The sequence below is a fragment of the Oculatella sp. FACHB-28 genome (genome assembly GCF_014696015.1).
Taxonomy (GTDB): Bacteria; Cyanobacteriota; Cyanobacteriia; order Elainellales; family Elainellaceae; genus JAAUTN01.
This window is the reverse complement of record NZ_JACJPJ010000095.1, coordinates 41,026-56,541: the sequence shown is the minus strand read 5'-3', so window position 1 is coordinate 56,541 and position 15,516 is coordinate 41,026. Positions and strand designations below refer to the sequence as shown.

The 15,516-nt window shown below is 49.8% G+C and carries 13 protein-coding genes and 1 tRNA gene; 5 read left to right on the top strand and 9 right to left on the bottom strand.

From position 1 onward, the window contains the following. Positions 1 to 200: 200 nt before the first annotated feature. Both pyrE and H6F88_RS25945 read right to left on the bottom strand, forming a co-directional pair. On the bottom strand, positions 201 to 821 hold the full coding sequence (gene pyrE / locus H6F88_RS25950) for an orotate phosphoribosyltransferase (RefSeq protein WP_190645710.1): 621 nt from the start codon (positions 819 to 821) through the stop codon (positions 201 to 203). 178 nt (positions 822 to 999) lie between these two features. Next, positions 1,000 to 1,072: transfer RNA gene (locus tag H6F88_RS25945), tRNA-Ile, on the bottom strand. Positions 1,073 to 1,317: 245 nt separating this feature from the next. Here H6F88_RS25945 and H6F88_RS25940 point away from each other — a divergent pair. From H6F88_RS25940 to H6F88_RS25930, 3 genes are all read left to right on the top strand, one after another. Continuing rightward, the gene (locus tag H6F88_RS25940) at positions 1,318 to 1,578 is read left to right on the top strand and encodes a hypothetical protein (RefSeq protein ID WP_190645709.1); all 261 of its coding nucleotides are present in this window, start codon (positions 1,318 to 1,320) and stop codon (positions 1,576 to 1,578) included. Between the two features lie 87 nt (positions 1,579 to 1,665). Continuing rightward, entirely contained in the window at positions 1,666 to 3,213 is a 1,548-nt protein-coding gene (locus tag H6F88_RS25935) for a hemolysin family protein (protein ID WP_190645708.1), read from the top strand. A gap of 65 nt (positions 3,214 to 3,278) precedes the next feature. Further along, positions 3,279 to 3,737: an EVE domain-containing protein gene (locus tag H6F88_RS25930; protein WP_190645707.1), complete on the top strand. Its 459-nt coding sequence runs from the start codon at positions 3,279 to 3,281 to the stop codon at positions 3,735 to 3,737. An 86-nt stretch (positions 3,738 to 3,823) separates the two neighbouring features. On the opposite strand, the gene H6F88_RS25925 is transcribed toward H6F88_RS25930, so the two are convergent. Then, the gene (locus H6F88_RS25925; protein ID WP_190645706.1) at positions 3,824 to 4,765 is read right to left on the bottom strand and encodes a DUF3365 domain-containing protein; all 942 of its coding nucleotides are present in this window, start codon (positions 4,763 to 4,765) and stop codon (positions 3,824 to 3,826) included. A 118-nt stretch (positions 4,766 to 4,883) separates the two neighbouring features. Continuing rightward, on the bottom strand, positions 4,884 to 6,329 hold the full coding sequence (locus H6F88_RS25920; RefSeq protein ID WP_199318721.1) for a GAF domain-containing sensor histidine kinase: 1,446 nt from the start codon (positions 6,327 to 6,329) through the stop codon (positions 4,884 to 4,886). A gap of 416 nt (positions 6,330 to 6,745) precedes the next feature. Here H6F88_RS25920 and H6F88_RS25915 point away from each other — a divergent pair, with 416 nt between their 5' ends. Continuing rightward, the gene (locus H6F88_RS25915) at positions 6,746 to 7,066 is read left to right on the top strand and encodes a DUF3155 domain-containing protein (RefSeq protein ID WP_190645704.1); all 321 of its coding nucleotides are present in this window, start codon (positions 6,746 to 6,748) and stop codon (positions 7,064 to 7,066) included. Between the two features lie 376 nt (positions 7,067 to 7,442). On the opposite strand, the gene H6F88_RS25910 is transcribed toward H6F88_RS25915, so the two are convergent. After that, entirely contained in the window at positions 7,443 to 7,883 is a 441-nt protein-coding gene (locus H6F88_RS25910) for an Hsp20/alpha crystallin family protein (RefSeq protein ID WP_190645703.1), read from the bottom strand. A 373-nt stretch (positions 7,884 to 8,256) separates the two neighbouring features. Between H6F88_RS25910 and H6F88_RS25905 the strand changes: the two genes are divergently transcribed. After that, entirely contained in the window at positions 8,257 to 8,874 is a 618-nt protein-coding gene (locus tag H6F88_RS25905; RefSeq protein WP_190645702.1) for a TetR/AcrR family transcriptional regulator, read from the top strand. Between the two features lie 74 nt (positions 8,875 to 8,948). Here the strand turns inward: H6F88_RS25905 and lpxD are convergent, their stop codons facing one another. The 4 genes from lpxD to H6F88_RS25885 form a co-directional block, all read right to left on the bottom strand. Further along, positions 8,949 to 9,995, bottom strand: coding sequence for a UDP-3-O-(3-hydroxymyristoyl)glucosamine N-acyltransferase (lpxD, locus tag H6F88_RS25900; RefSeq protein ID WP_190645701.1), 1,047 nt, complete (start codon positions 9,993 to 9,995; stop codon positions 8,949 to 8,951). Between the two features lie 177 nt (positions 9,996 to 10,172). Next, entirely contained in the window at positions 10,173 to 11,591 is a 1,419-nt protein-coding gene (gene rlmD, locus H6F88_RS25895) for a 23S rRNA (uracil(1939)-C(5))-methyltransferase RlmD (protein WP_347277748.1), read from the bottom strand. A gap of 64 nt (positions 11,592 to 11,655) precedes the next feature. Further along, on the bottom strand, positions 11,656 to 12,765 hold the full coding sequence (locus H6F88_RS25890; RefSeq protein WP_190645700.1) for a Gfo/Idh/MocA family oxidoreductase: 1,110 nt from the start codon (positions 12,763 to 12,765) through the stop codon (positions 11,656 to 11,658). Between the two features lie 39 nt (positions 12,766 to 12,804). After that, positions 12,805 to 14,889, bottom strand: coding sequence for a chloride channel protein (locus tag H6F88_RS25885; protein ID WP_190645699.1), 2,085 nt, complete (start codon positions 14,887 to 14,889; stop codon positions 12,805 to 12,807). Positions 14,890 to 15,516: the final 627 nt, after the last annotated feature.

Sequence of the window (15,516 nt, the reverse complement as noted above, 5' to 3'; positions counted from 1 at the left end):
GAAACTTCTTGGAAGAAAGCGGAGACCTCAAATATTTAACTTTGAGTAAAACTGAATTACTCCATTAAGCGACACTATAAATCTACTGCTTCTCTAAAAAATAAGGAAAAGCGATCGCCACTCCACTCTTCACAAAGAAGCGATCGCCCTACTCCACTCAATTCACAACTAAAAGTACTTAGTTTTCTAACTTGAAAGTTCTAACCTTGTAACTGTGCGTAGCGGGTTTGAATGTCCTGAATCGAGAAGACAGACTGAAACTGTAAACCTTGCTGCTGATATAGCTCTGCTCCACCCTGTTGTCGGTCTACCAGAGCGATGATTTGGTTGACGGTGTAGCCTGCTTGCCGGAGTCGATCAACGGCTTTGAGGGCAGATTGTCCGGTGGTAACTACGTCTTCTAAGACGACGACAGGGCTATCCGGCGGGAGCGTTGGTCCTTCAATGTAAGCCTGAGTACCATGTCCTTTTGCTTCTTTACGAACGATCAGGGCAGTCAGCGATCGCCCTTCATAGGCTGCGACCACGCTCACTGCTGTCACCATTGGGTCAGCCCCCAGCGTCAGCCCTGCGACTGCCTGCGCCTCGGCTGGAACTAGATCAAGCAGCACCCGTCCCATCGCCAATCCACCCTGAGGATGCAGCGTCACTTGCTTGCCATTGATGTAATAGCTGCTACGCTGCCCTGAAGAAAGCGTAAAATCGCCTTCCCGGTAAGCGGCTTCGCAAAACAAGTCGAGGAGATATTGCTTGACAGTTTCCAGGTCGCCTTGGCTGACCCGCGAAATGGACTGAACCGAATTGGAAGGCTGATTTACCATAAATGAATCGTATCGGTGACAGGCTCAATGGAGTGGGAGGTTTCGAGTAAAATTAGGCAAAGCAAAGTTTCTTCATGGAGATACCCTACTCCCAAATTTCACCTCAGGTTAGAGGCAGCATTAGTTTAACGTTTCTAGGATGAACGTGCGATTGCCAGAAAGCGCTAAATTCTTAGAATCCAGGGTGCAGGAGTTGAACCTGCCTGAGGCGAATTATGAGTTCGCTGCCTAAACCGCTCGGCCAACCCTGGCGATACCTGTTAGAGATTCTACTAGAGACACATTGTATCCTGAGTCCTTGATTCGCAGCTACCCTTTCATTGAACATATTCTTGCTGATTTGTACTGAAACTGATTCACAAAACTCCAGGAATCTCTTTAGGAAACAACTTTACTAACGTCAACGACTTCTTACTAAAAATCTCTTAAGGCTTAACCCTAGCCCCCACCCCAACTCCTAATTCCTAACCCCTAACCCCTAATCCCCATTCCAACAATGAGACTTAACTCGACCGTAGCACTCACCCTGATTTTGCTTTCTTTGATGGTTGCAGCAGGCGTTGTCAGTGCCGCCTGGGGGTATGCGCTGGGGCGCGAAGCGCTTCAGGGAATTACCCAGCCCGATGTCCGCCCTGCTAGCAGTGTAGGAGAGACAGATGGCAATCCTCCTCACCGCGATGAGTTAGTCCTGTTGAAGGAAGCAGACATTTTGACAGACGTAGAAGCTCGTATGAATGGTGATGCAGCAGCTGAATAAGGCAACGTGAACATGAACAGTAGATTTTACTGCCTCTAACTAATTCGAGTTTTGCTGCTTTGCTGTAGCTTTTTCCTGCTTTTAAGAATGATCCCCCTTGTTTCAATTTCTTCAGTTTTTTTGGTAGCCGAACCCAATACCCTTGCACAATCTGAGGTGTTTTTCAGGCTGCTGTCAGTTTTTTTGCTAATTGCCATCAATGCTTTTTTTGTAACCGCAGAGTTTTCGATTGTTTCAGTCCGACGATCGCGGATTAACCAACTCGCCTCGGCCGGAGACATTCAGGCCAAGACTGTTCAAGATCTTCAGCGTGGCATCGATCGCCTGCTCTCTACTACTCAGCTCGGCATTACCTTGTCCAGTCTGGCACTGGGCTGGATTAGCGAGAATACAATGGCGTTGCCCCTGGCCATTTTGCTTTCTCAGTTGCCGCTGTCGCCAGAAACGAACCAGTTTCTATCCCATTCTCTCGCGATCCCGATCGCTTTTTTTCTGGTTGCCTACCTGCAAATTGTATTGGGAGAGCTTTGTCCCAAGTCTCTGGCATTGCTTTATCCTGAGCAGCTAGCCCGATTTTTAGCCCCCCCCAGTCTGGCGATCGCCCGTTTCTTTAACCCCTTCATCTGGATTTTGAATCAATCAACCCGCTGGCTGCTGCGGTTGGTGGGCATTCAATATACCGGGCAAGGCTGGTATAACCGCGTTACACCCGAAGAACTTCAGCTGATCATCAGCACGTCTACCGAATCTCCCGGTTTAGAAGCCGAAGAACGAGAACTGCTGACCAACGTGTTTGAATTTGCCGAAGTCTCAGCGGGCGAAGTTATGGTGCCGCGTACCAGCATTGTGGCCATTCCTGGAGATGCAACCTTTCAAATGCTGCTGCATGAGGTGGCTGAGTCGGGGCATTCCCGTTATCCCGTGATGGGAGATTCTTTAGATGACATTAGCGGCATTGTTTACTTTAAAGAACTGGCAGAGCCGTTAGCACAAGGAATTTTGACCCTCGATAGTTCCATTCAGCCCTGGACTCGTCCAGCACGGTTTGTGCCAGAATATGTGCCGCTGAATGAGTTGTTGCACCAGATGCAGCGGTCAGCCCAGGAAATGGTGATGGTGGTCGATGAGTTTGGCGGCACGGCAGGGTTAATCACGATTCAAGATTTGGTAGCTGAAATTATTGGTACTACCTACGAACCGGAAGATGAGGAAGAACCGACAATTCAAATTTTGAATGAGCAAACTTTTTTGGTGCAGGCACAGCTAGACATTCAGGAAGTGAATGAGATGCTCAATCTAGATTTGCCAGTAATTGAGGATTATCAAACAGTCGGTGGATTCATGATTTATGAACTGCAAAAAATTCCGGCGGTTGGTGATCAGCTTCGGTATGGAACCTATGAGCTGACGGCAACCCTGGCGGAGGGTCCGCGGCTACACCAAATTCGAATTCAACGTTTGGATAGGGCCACAGCCAGCGGCACCTCGGCTACCGATGAAGTTATTACTGATTATTGGGAAGAGACTATTGCTGAGAGCGATTACCCTAAAGGGGAAACTGCTTCGGATCGCCCCTCCCAAAATGGCAGCTACGACTCATCTAACTCCAATACAGAAGTCAGTTCTGATAAATAGTTCTGACCCGTCAAGCAACGCTAATTTTATTCGTTCACTTACCTTCTACTTCTGATTCATTCCCCATGCGTTACTGGCTAATGAAATCCGAACCGGATGCTTACGGTATTGCTGACCTAGAGCGCGATCGCCAAACAATTTGGGATGGCGTTCGCAACTATCAGGCGCGAAACTTTTTGCGCGAAATGCAGCCCGAAGATCTAGTTTTTTTCTACCATTCCAACACCAACCCACTGGGAATTGCTGGGCTGATGAAAGTGGTCACAGGAATTGACGACCCGACGCAGTTTGATCCCAAAAGCAAATACTACGATGCTAAATCCAAACCGGAAGCCCCTCGCTGGCAAACCGTCACTGTAGAATTTGTGGAAGCGTTCAACACCTTGATTCCGCTTGACAAGCTGCGGCAAACCTTTGACCCAGACGAACTTTGGGTCGTGCGTCAGGGAAATCGTTTATCGGTCATGCCAGTTGAGGAAGCGATCGCCCAAAAGATTTTGGCATTAGCAAAGCAACCTTCGTAGGGGTGGGTTTGGCCGTTGAATCTCGACTCTATTCAGGTTTGTCTGCCAAACCCACCCCTACAATGTGAATGCTACTCGCTAACCCATCACTGCGACTCTGGGTTGCGGCGACCCAGACGATATTTGTCGAGTCGTTTCATGGCGATCGCCAAGCTCATTTTCATCCGGCGAAAGGCTTCTGCAAGGCTGCCCACTTCGTCATTCGACTGGTACTCAAAGTCTGCATCCATGTCACCCATGCTGATGGCCTCAGCGGCTGTTGAGATTTGCCGTAAGGGGCGGACGACATATTGTTTGAGCCAAAGGTTGACCATGAGAATGGCGATCGCAAACACACCCGCAACCGTTCCCATAATCAGCACAAACGACTGTCGGGCACTTTTGAATACTTGACTGGCGGGAACAGACATCACCTGTGCGCCGATGGGCACGTCCAGTTCCCAGTTAAATCCATTGGTTGTGCCGTAGCGTTCAATCATGCTCTTAGGCGCAGCTTCAACCGTGCTGTGGCAGCGCAAACAAGTGGCATCCGTAACAACTATCGGTCGAGCCGTGTAGAAAAGATCGCCACTCGGAGTAGAACGGAATCCGCTCACTTCTTTAAGGTTACTGGAATGTTGAAAACGCTCTACAATTTCTGTTTCAAAACTATCTGCTTTATCTCTTAAATTGGTTGGATTGAGTGTCGCTTCTTTATAAAAGAATTCATTATAAAAAGGATTGGCTCGAAACTTTTCAAATACTTCGCGAGCTGAGTAGGAAGGCACACTTTCAGGTAAGAATTCAGTGTCCAGGCGATCGGCTAATTCTGGATTAACCTGGGTGTTAGTATAGTTGCGGACGGAGTTCATAGTCTCCATCAACATGAGTGTTTTAGAAGTCACCTCACGCTGAGCATTGTAGTTCAAAATGCTGGATAATGCAGCTCCGCTGGCGACAATTCCTCCAAAAAATATTAAGAGTAATAAGACCGTAAACTTCTTGCCTAATTTGAAGTTTTTCAGGAACGATTCGATTGGTTTTAGCATAAGAAATTCGACGTTATCAGGAATTGGTCGTCGATAACCAGCCCAATGATCCTTACGTCTTGATCGAAAGAAGTTCCGGAGAAATGATTCGCTTTCAGAATTGATTAATTATCCGCTTCTAGACCCTGGCTTCGGGTAGCCAGACCACAAAAGCTGTTCCTCCCTGGCTGGGAGATGAAGTAGGGCGATGCGAAGCCGTTTCCCCTTTGGGGTAATTGTCTCCTCCTGCTTGCCCAAACAGCCGTTCTACCGGACTAAAAACCTGAATTTCACCCTGCATTCGCTTGACTAAATCACGGGCGATCGCCAGCCCCAAACCACTGCCAGGAATGTCAGTCTCTGCCTGCACCCCGCGATAGTGTCGCTCAAAGATATGCGCCTGGTCTGCGAGGGGAATGCCGCTCCCCGTGTCGGCGACAATCACAGATTGCCTGCCCTGACGCGAGGTGGCCCAAACGTAAACCTTGCCCCCTGAAGGGGTATATTTCAGCGCATTGTCGATCAGGTTATTCAACACCTCCCGCAGGGCTTTTGGGTCAGTTTGCACGGGGGGTAGGTTGGGCGGAATGACAGAACGTAACTCTAGCTGGCGGTCTTGGGCGATCGCCTCTGCCGCATCCAACAGCGGTTCCAAAACCTCACTCAGCAAATGCGGCTCTAGAGTTAGCGTAGTTCCAGTCAAGAAATTTGTTCCGGGCAGCAAAGGAACGAGCTTAGGGTCAGTCACGATATCATCCGCTGCTTGAGAATCATCGATTTGAGCTTGCCAGCTTGCCGGTGGTGCAGAGTCTACAGGCGGCAGCAGGTTTGCCTCACCCATATCAATGGCAGAATCAAATTGCTGCAACAACTCCTGGAGGCGATCGCTCTCGCGCACAATGCTAGTTGCCACACTGCGGTTTGCATCATTTGAGGCTAATCGACGCAGCAGCAGTTTGCCGAAGGTTCGGAGCGCTGTCAACGGATTACGGAACTGGTGCAGCAAATCATCAAACACATCATGCTGCTGGGCTTGCAAGAGGCGCTGCTGGCGCAAGTCCTGGTCGAGCCACTGCGATCGCTGGTCGAGTACACAGGCGATCGCCAAAGTTCGAGCGACCTTTTCAATTTGAGCTTGCTCACTCACTGTCCAATCTGCCTCAGGTCGGGCAGTCACCAGCAAACCCATCACGACCCCTTCATGGATCAGCGGCAAAACAATCTGCTGCGGGTAAGACAGTTTTTCGGATGGACTCCCCCCAGAAGTGTGACGATGAGAATGAGCATCTTGCTCAAATCTGCCCGTATCGGACGAGTTAATTTGCTTTAGAGTAGCTGAAGCTTCGGGCAATAGCAGCCGCAAGCTTGGACTGGTTCCAATCCGGGCTGACCAGAACGCAGACATTTGCTCTTCTCGCCAAGTTTCTGCCTCTGGGTAGGTCACAATAGGAATCAGCTGAGCGTTTGCATTACCATCGGTTAACTCTTCTGTCAGATAAACTGCACTGAATGATGCGCCTAATCCCTGTGTCAGCAGCGCAATCTGGGCGCGGCACAAAGCAACAAATTCAGAGCTGGCAGGCATCAACATGCAGTCACACAGGTAGTCACAGGGCAATCATAGAGCAATCACACAACAGCCATACAGAAAAGCCACGCAGCACCCGGATAACCCAGCACCTTGACAGCGTACAGTGGAAACAGGGGCGATGCGAAGCAGTTCCCCCTGGGGGTAATCGCTCTTATCACTCAATACAAAAATTATAAATTCCCCTTCTCAATTCCCACCCGATCCCGCCAATCTTAGCTCAGATCAACAGCGGGGATCATTACAGTACAAGGCTATAAGCATAACGCGAGAAACTTTTGTGGACATCTTAAGACTTTGTATCGAAAATTTAAGGGGAGTTGAAATCTTAAACTCAAGCCGATATACTTTCGACGGTTTTCGTATTTTGTAACTACGATTACACCTGTCAGTTAAGAGAGGAGGTAAGGAGGTTGGCAAGGAGACGCAAGCGTAAGAGTCGTCGTCGTCAAGAGGGGCGCAGAATCCTAGAGCTGGTGCCTCAGTACAGTATCGAAAGCGGCGAAGAGAAACCCGTCACGGCAGCTCGAAAGTTTATTCAAGCTGAAGGCATTTTGCCCCCAGCTTTGCTGCTCGTGAAGCGAAACGAACACACCACAGATCGGTACTTTTGGGCAGAGAAAGGGCTGTTTGGCGCTCAGTATGTTGAAGAAAATCATTTTCTGTTCCCTAGCTTAAGGGTGCCAGAAGATGACGAAGCTGAAATGCTACCGTTAGCTGCTGCTAGTCGCTAGTTTGCTTAGGCGCAATTGTTCCTGATGAGGTTGGTCTACCCTACACAAGCTTCTGTGAAACGCTGACCAAAATTCTCTAAGGGCGATCGCGAAAAGTGTAACGGTTCAGTGTTCAAGCTTCAGCACAGTCATAGCAAAAGACAGTCGCGGCAAAAGAACTCATCTTTTGCTGGCTGACTTAATTTCTTCAAGATTGTGAATTCAATAAACCCGGATTTCCTGAGTGAAAGCATCGCAAAGTTGTGTCTCCACTCAAGTTCTCCGGGTTTTATAGATTCACTTCCCCTACATATCGCTGTAGCCATATGCAAAAAAGCGGGATCAATTGATCCCGCTTTTTCTTAGCTTCGATAATTTAGAGTCAACTCAGAGATGCTTAAGCAACATTCACCTTCACAACTTTGTTCTTTTCCGCCTCAACTTTAGGCAAATTCAACGTCAGAATACCGTCTTTGTATTCGGCTTCTACTTTGTCGTTTTGCACTCTAGCAGGCAAGGGAACAACGCGACGGAACTTGCCGTAACGGAACTCAGAACGAGTCACACCTTTCTCTTCAATGCGAGTTTCAGATCTGCGTTCGCCGCTAATAGAAACTGCTTCGGCAGTCACTTGAACATTCAAATCTTTTGCTTCTAGACCTGGAATTTCAACTTTTAGGTGAACTGCCTCAGGTGTTTCCTGAATTTCTGCGGCAGGAATGAATGAAACTCTTCCAGTCTCTCCATTTGCGGCAGGAGCAAGGGTGTCAAACAAGTGATTCATTTCCCGCTGCAAGCCTTCAATTTCTCTGAATGGTGCCCAATGAACCAGTGCCATAGTTGTTGTCTCCAATCTCAATTTCTTGTAGAAGTTCAAGAGTTTTTATCTCTTGGCTTCATCTGTTATTACTTTATCTAAAGCAATCAATAGAATGAGTTCGGTTTCTATGCCCAAGCAAAATCGCAATTTCCACACCTTCAAAAGCCTTGGTTCGGTTCTCACGCCTAAAAAATTCTATTAACCGTAATGCACACTGTTTGATTTGAGCGTACTCAGAATCATTTGATTGGCTTAAGCCCCTTATTCCGTATTCCTTGACATAGAAATGGTGTAAGTTTCCAACGTAATGTTGTGTAAACGATTTGCGGATTAACTAATGAAGTAGTAGACAATATTCCTACATATATTTGTTGGCGTTGAGTGCTCGGCTATGCAAATTTTCCATCGTCCCCCCACTACTGAGGTAGAAACGCAAACGCGAATTCTACAGGCAGCGCAACGGTTATTTGCCCGTCGGGGCTACGATGGCACGACCACCCGCGATTTGGCACAGGCAGCCGGAGTTGCAGAGGGTACTTTGTTTCGCCATTTTGAGAACAAAAAAGCGATTTTGATTGAGGTCGCGACGCAGGGCTGGATAGAAATTCTGACCGATCTGTTGACCGAGTTGAGCGAAATGGGCAGCTACAAGGCGATCGCCCAAGTAATGCGGCGACGAATGCTCAACCTACATCAAAATGCTGACATGCTCCGGGTTTGCTTCATGGAAGCGCAATTTCACCCGGATCTGCGCGATCGCATTCAATCTGACGTAATCGCCAAGATGACTGATGTAGCTGAAGCCTTCTTTCAAACTGCGATGGATCGGGGCATCTACCGCCCAATGAATCCTAGAATTGTGGCTCAGGTATTTCTAGGAATGTTTACCATTGCTGGGTTTAGCCAGGACACAGTGATGGTAGAAGGATCTTCCCCTCAGGCAATGCAGGAAATGGCAGAAGGTCTGGCAGATATTTTCCTGAATGGCGTTTTGACAACCAAAGACTAAGGCTGTTTCATAGCACTGGTCATCCCAACTAGGGCAAGAGGTGTGAGCTTCGCTCACACCTCTTGCCCTAACCTTTACGGCTTGTTCCCCAACTGGCGCTGGAGTTGTTTCAGCGTTTGGTACATCTCGGGCAGACGATTATAAACCGCCGAGGCTTTGAGATAGAGCTTGTGGGGAACGGCTGGAGTGCCCGAAACGATTTCGCCAGGCGGCACGTTGGTGTGAATTCCGGTTTTGGCAGAGGCAACAGAACCGTCCCCCATTTTGGCGCTGTTGGCGATGCCGACTTGTCCCGCCAAGATGACTCGATTGCCGATGGTGACTCCGCCTGCCATGCCTACCTGTGCTGCCATTGCACAGGCTTCTCCGACTTGACAGCCGTGAGCAATGTGAACCATGTTGTCGATTTTGGTGTTGCGGGCAACGCGGGTTTCTCCTACAGCAGGGCGATCGATCGCTGAATTGCAGCCTACTTCAACCCCATCTTCTAAAACCGTGTAGCCCGACTGCTCCATCTTGAACCAGCCTTCTCGCGTAGGCACAAAGCCAAAGCCTTCAGAGCCGATCGCCGCACCACTGTGAATCACGCAACCTGCACCAATTTGGGCACGTTCGTGAATGACACAGTTGGCGTGCAGGGTGGTGCGATCGCCAATTTGAGCCTCTGGATAAATCACCACGTTAGGGTGAATGCAAACCTGATCACCAATTTTTACCCCTGCCTGAATCACGACATGGGCACCGATCGCCACCTCTTTCCCGACCTGAGCAGAGGGGTGGATTACAGCCGTCGGGTGAATTTCAGGCGCAGGGCGAAAGGGTTGATAGAAGAGAGCGATCGCCTGAGCAAAAGCCAAACGTGGCTGCGAAGTGGCAATCCAGGCAATCTGACGTTTTGTTGCCTGAGCCTGTAACGCTTCATCCAATGGCAAAATCAGGGCACTGGCACCAGTTTTGCCCACCTCCGCCGCAAACTTGGCACCCTCCACATAGCTGATGCTGCCAGTTACAGCTTCCTCAATCGCTGCAACTCCGACAACCTCTGGGTCGCAGTCAGGACGAGTGGTCAAACTGGTGCGATCGGCAACAGTGATGTTTTGGGCTATTTGGCTAAATTTCATGGCGCTAATTTAAGGCGGGCAGCGTAAACAATCGTACCAACGAAGCCCTCCCTTCAGCCTGGTTTGATTCTGCTAGAAAAGATAGAAAAGATTTGAGGAAGCGATCGCGCCCTCGTTCTGGGCGATTGCCACCGCAACTGCGGGAGTTGCAATTCGAGCGCTAAGAGAACTTACACCTCAGTTAGAGCTTGCAGCGGACAAAAACGCAGCGCATTCTACATGGGGCGTTTGGGGAAAGAAGTCCGCAGGTTGGACGCGGGTCAAACGATAATTTCCCGCCTGACACAGTAGCTTCAGGTCACGCGCCAGAGTGGAAGGATTGCAGCTTACATAGACGATGCGGTTGGGCTTGCTCTGCAACAAGGCGTTGATTACAGCAGGGTCGCAGCCTTTGCGGGGTGGATCGAGCAACACGATAGCGGGGGCAGTTCCTTCATTGCGCTCTGCGGTAGTCACCATCTTCGGCAAAAGATCTTCTACTGCGCCTGCTTTAAAGCTGACATTCTCAATGCCGTTGAGGGCCGCATTTAAGCTGGCTTGCTCAACGGATTCTGACTGCACTTCTAGCCCGATCGCCTGCTGAACTTGTTTAGCTAGCGGCAGGGTGAGAGTGCCAATGCCGCAGTAAGCATCTAGCAGCACCTCATTTCCCTGTAAATTTAACTGCTGCATGATTACCTGAAGCAGCGCTTCGGCTTGTTCGGTGTTGACTTGGAAGAAGGTGGTAGGGCGAATCTGAAATTCTAATTCGGCAAAGATTTCTCGGGTGTAGGGACGACCCGCTATACAACGAGTTTCTGAACCAAAAATGACGTTGGTGCGATCGCCATTCCGATTTAATGCCACACCAACCAGTTGAGGATAGCGACTGAGCCATTCCTCCGCCTGCTCTGAAATTCCCGGTAGCTGCCAGTCTGTCGTCACCAGGGTCAGCAAAATTTCTCCCGTGCGGCGACCAATTCTCAAGGCAAGATGGCGTAGTTTTCCCTGATGCGTCGTTTCGTTGTAGATCAGCCAGCCACGCCGCTGAAGGTCTTGCTTCACTTCCGCCAACAGTGGATTTAGCCGCACATCTTGAATTGGACACTGGTCTAAATTCACCAGACGATGACTACCTTTTTGGTAGTAGCCTGCCTGCACCTGCCCAGAAGCCGACACACCTAGCGGAAAGGTTGCCTTGTTGCGATAGCCCCAGGGAACTGAGGCAAGCACATCATCTACAGGCGGGTTCTCAATGCTGCCAATTCGCTCTAGCGCGTCAACAATCTGCTCTCGTTTGACCTGAAGCTGGTAGTTGTAGTCAATGAACTGCCATTCGTAGCCACCGCATTTATCGGAGACGCTACAATCGGGCTGCACTCGATGAGGAGATGCTTCCAAAAGCTGGTGAAGTTTGCCGTGAGCATACTGGGGTTTGACGCGTACCAGCCGAACCAGAGCGCGATCGCCTGGTACCGCATTCGGCACAAACACCACACGCCCTTCCCATCGCCCTACACCATCGCCGCTGTTGCTCAGGTCGGCGATCGCCATCTCCAACAGTTGCCCCTGCTGCCATTGCGGTGGCTGACTCGTTTGCACAAACTTTTGACGAATCAAATCTAACTGCCCCGGATCTCTACCATCTCAAGGCTAATACCAATTTGTGGGTAATGACGATCTACGCCTGCCGCAAAAAAGTTTCTAGACTGGGCACGTTGACCCAGGTGCCAGTCTCGTTAGATTGGTGCGTTAGATCCATCAAAAGCTGAGAATAGAGTCCTTCACGCAATGAAGGGGTGAGCGATTCGCCTTGCTCGATCGCCTCGACCAAGCGATCGACAATCCGAATGAATGGAGCCAGACGACCATCGGCGTAAGTCTTGGGAAACTCCAGACGCTGAGGAATTTCCACCTCAGTTAATGGCTCTCCTGCTTGACTCGCCCAGAGTCGAAAGCCATGCACATAATCCTTCTGGTGGTCGCTGCCGAGAACGAGGGTGCCGCGATCGCCATACACCTCCACCCAATGCCCTCTGCCTTGATAGGTCGCGGCACTTAGCACCACTTGACACGGCGTACCGTCTGCTAACTCCAGCATCAGGCTGCACGTATCATCACTGTCAACCGGCTTCGTGCCACCCTCCGGAGCAGGACGAGTTGCAATTCCAGTACTCAAATAGCCGCATAGCCGCTGAACGGGACCAAACAGCCAGGAAATGTAGTCAAAGGTATGTGATCCCAACGCTCCCAGTGCGCCACCACCCTGATCTTTGCGGGAATACCAGTTCCACGGACGGCTTGGATCAGCCCGACCCGAGACTAGCCAGTCCACTTTGATCAGACGCTTTTGCCCAACAAAGCCTTCTGCCAGCAGTTCAGCGAAGCGCTGCCAGGCAGGAACATAGCGGAACTCAAAATCCATTAGCGCTGCAACGCCCTGCTGCGTTGCCAACTGGTAAAGTTCCGCAGCTTCCCTTGCTGTCAAGGTTGTCGGTTTTTCCAACAGGAGATGCTTTTCAGCTTGCAGAACGGCTTTTGCCATTTCGTAATGCAAGAAGGGTGGCGTGGTGATGCTAACGGCTTTAACTTCCGGTAGGGCAAGAATTTCTTCTAGTCGCTGGCAGGCATAGGGGATGTTGTGGGCGGTGGCGATCGCCCTTGCCGTCTCTGCGTCGCGATGATAAACCGCCATCACCTGAGTACGGGGATGTTCTTGAAATCCAGGAATGTGAATTTTTTGACCAAAGCCAGTGCCAACGACTGCGACACCCAGAGGAAATTGAGCCATAACACGATTAAACTGAGCAACCTTTGGAGCGGGCGATCGCTAGCCTACCTTACAAACCATCTCTTCAGAAGAGGGTTCGGTGTCTTCCACCAGATCTTCTACTAGCTCTTCTGCCAAATGCTGCTGAAGTGAAAGCGCTCCGTTTTCCGAGGATAAAGACTCAGAGGATAAGCAAGGATTGACTAGTGCTGCCTGTTCAGATATGTCTATAAACTCTTGAGAAAACTCTTGGGAAATTGAGTTCAAGGCAGTAATTTCTGGCAACAATGCTTTGTCAGAGTAGGGCAAAAGAGCAGCTTGGGTTATTGCCAAATTAGCGGCTAATCCAATTCGACTGCGCTCTAGTACGCCTAGCACCTGACGCGGATTTTCACGCGCCACAACGGGCAGCAAAAACAACCCTCTTGCCTCCATCCGACAAAGCGCTTCAGTAACGGATTCATCTTCATAGGCAGAAACAACATCTGCTGTACGAATCTCTCTAAGCGTCTGTTGAAACTTGTCTGAATCTTTGGCTTGTTGAGTTACTTGATCAATGTGCTGCTTAATATCAACGAGTGAAACAATACCTACTAATTCTTGCTTAGAGTCTAATACTAGAGCGGTGTTGGATTTTGCTTCAACCATTCTCTGTCCTGCTTCTAGCCAGCCTAGAGAATCGGGAAGCGCCAGATAGGAACGTTCGAGAATTGAAGCGATCGACACTTGCTGCAACACTTCAAACTCATCCTGCTTTTCCAGATTCATTCCCATTTGTTGAAGGTTAAGTCCCTGGATCGAGGGAATTGACTTAAACCGATCAACGACCCAAACGCTAACACCCACTGCCGCCATCAGTGGCACAATGATCAAATAGTTTTGGGTTAACTCAAACAGCAGCAAAATTGCCGTTAAGGGTGCTCTTACGGTGCCTGCCAAAACTGCGGCCATGCCCACCATTGCATAGGCAGGTGGCGGCGCAATTTCTAACCAACTTGAGGGAAGAACGATCGCCAGCACATTCCCATAAACTGAGCCTAAACAAGCCCCTAAAAACATGGCTGGGGCAAAAATTCCACCGACGAAGCCGCTGCCCAAACTAATGGCGGTCGCCCCGAGTTTAACGAATAGCAATAAGCATAGAAATTGTAGAGGAAATTCTTTTCCTTCCAGGATCACTTGAAGCGTCCCATACCCAATTCCAAGGATTTGGGGCAACTGGAGCGCGATCAATCCCAAACAAAGTCCACCCAGAACGGGTCGAACGGGTTTTGGCAATTTCAGCCAGGTTAAGCCAGCCATTTCTCCCTGAAAACAGGCTTGTACTAGCTTAATAGCCTGAGAAAAGGCGATCGAAACTAGACTTGCCAGCAATCCCAGCCCCAGGTAGAGCATCCACTCCCAATGGCTCAAAACTTCGTATGCAGGCAGATCAAAAGCAGGATGCACCCCAAAGGCAATTCGGGCAATCAGGGCAGGCACGATGGATGAGAGCAAAATCAGACTAACGGCAGGGGTGGTAAACGTTGCGCCCAGGACAACCTCTAGGGCAAAGAAGACCCCCGCAATGGGTGCGTTAAACCCAGCGGCCAATCCGGCTGCTGCGCCTGCCCCCAGCAACAGGCGATATCGCTCTCTTGACACCTGAAACAGTTGACCAAACAAAAACCCAATGTTGGCCCCAATTTCAACGCTGGGGCCTTCTGGTCCAAGGGAAGCGCCCGTACCTAAGGAAACGGCAGCGGCAAACATTTTGATGAAAGGCCGCAGGGGCGAAATCTTTTGCGCTCCGGTGCTGTTAAGCAGCGCTGAAAAACCTTGACCCAGATAGTCTCGAAATCGCCAGGTCATCAGCCCCACAACCAATCCACCCAGGACTGGAATGCAGGCTAGTGTCCAGTTGCCCCAGCTTGAGAGGGTGCCAAACAACCACTCAAACGTTAGCGTTTCAGACCATTCAATCAAGCAGTGGAAAAGGACGATCGCCAGCCCTGCGCCACCGCCAATGAAGACGGCAGAAATGAGCACTAGAGCTTCTGGGGAAGGCTGAAGACGGTTCAAGAAGCGGGTCAGGCGATCGCTCAAAGAAATAAATTTAGGAGGTTCTGGTAAAAGTAGTTTGGGTTTAGGAATAAGAGTAGTCATTGATAGGGGAGGAACCAGGAAATAGGCGTAACTCAAGCAATCGACTCTAATGCAGCAGTGCAGCCATCGGAATTAGCCACAACTCGCTACAACCAGCACTAACTTAGCGACTCTGTCTGTTAGCAGCTCGCTTTGACCCAGCTAACAGACACCCGCAAAGACATTGGGCACTCAGAGGTAGATGCGGAGTTCAACCCCTCGTCCCTGTCATATTTGAATTTTAATAATCTGAGTTCTAATACCCATTCCCCTCAAGGCAGCATCTGTTAGAGTGCGCGAGGCACGCTCTAAAGAAAGCAGGTCCCCTTGGAAACGGTATAAGAACTAGTATGTCTCAGTTATGAGAATTTGGTTATAAAAATTAACTAACTGTCAAAACAAATCTAGCCTTATTTGACCTGGAGTTCAACCGCCGACTGCTTAGATTTACGCCTCGATCGGGCGTCCGTCGGGCTAGTCGCTGGCTGAATTTACAGTTCTAGGGTTTGGCTAGCACTAATCCTAGCAGCAGCAGCGAGATATGCTTTGTAGCGCTCGCAGCAAATGAAGGGCGATCGCCAGCAAGTTTCCGGGTATTTGCGGATTCTCCTGATTTTTACGGATTCTGTTAGGATTACCGCCTTACTG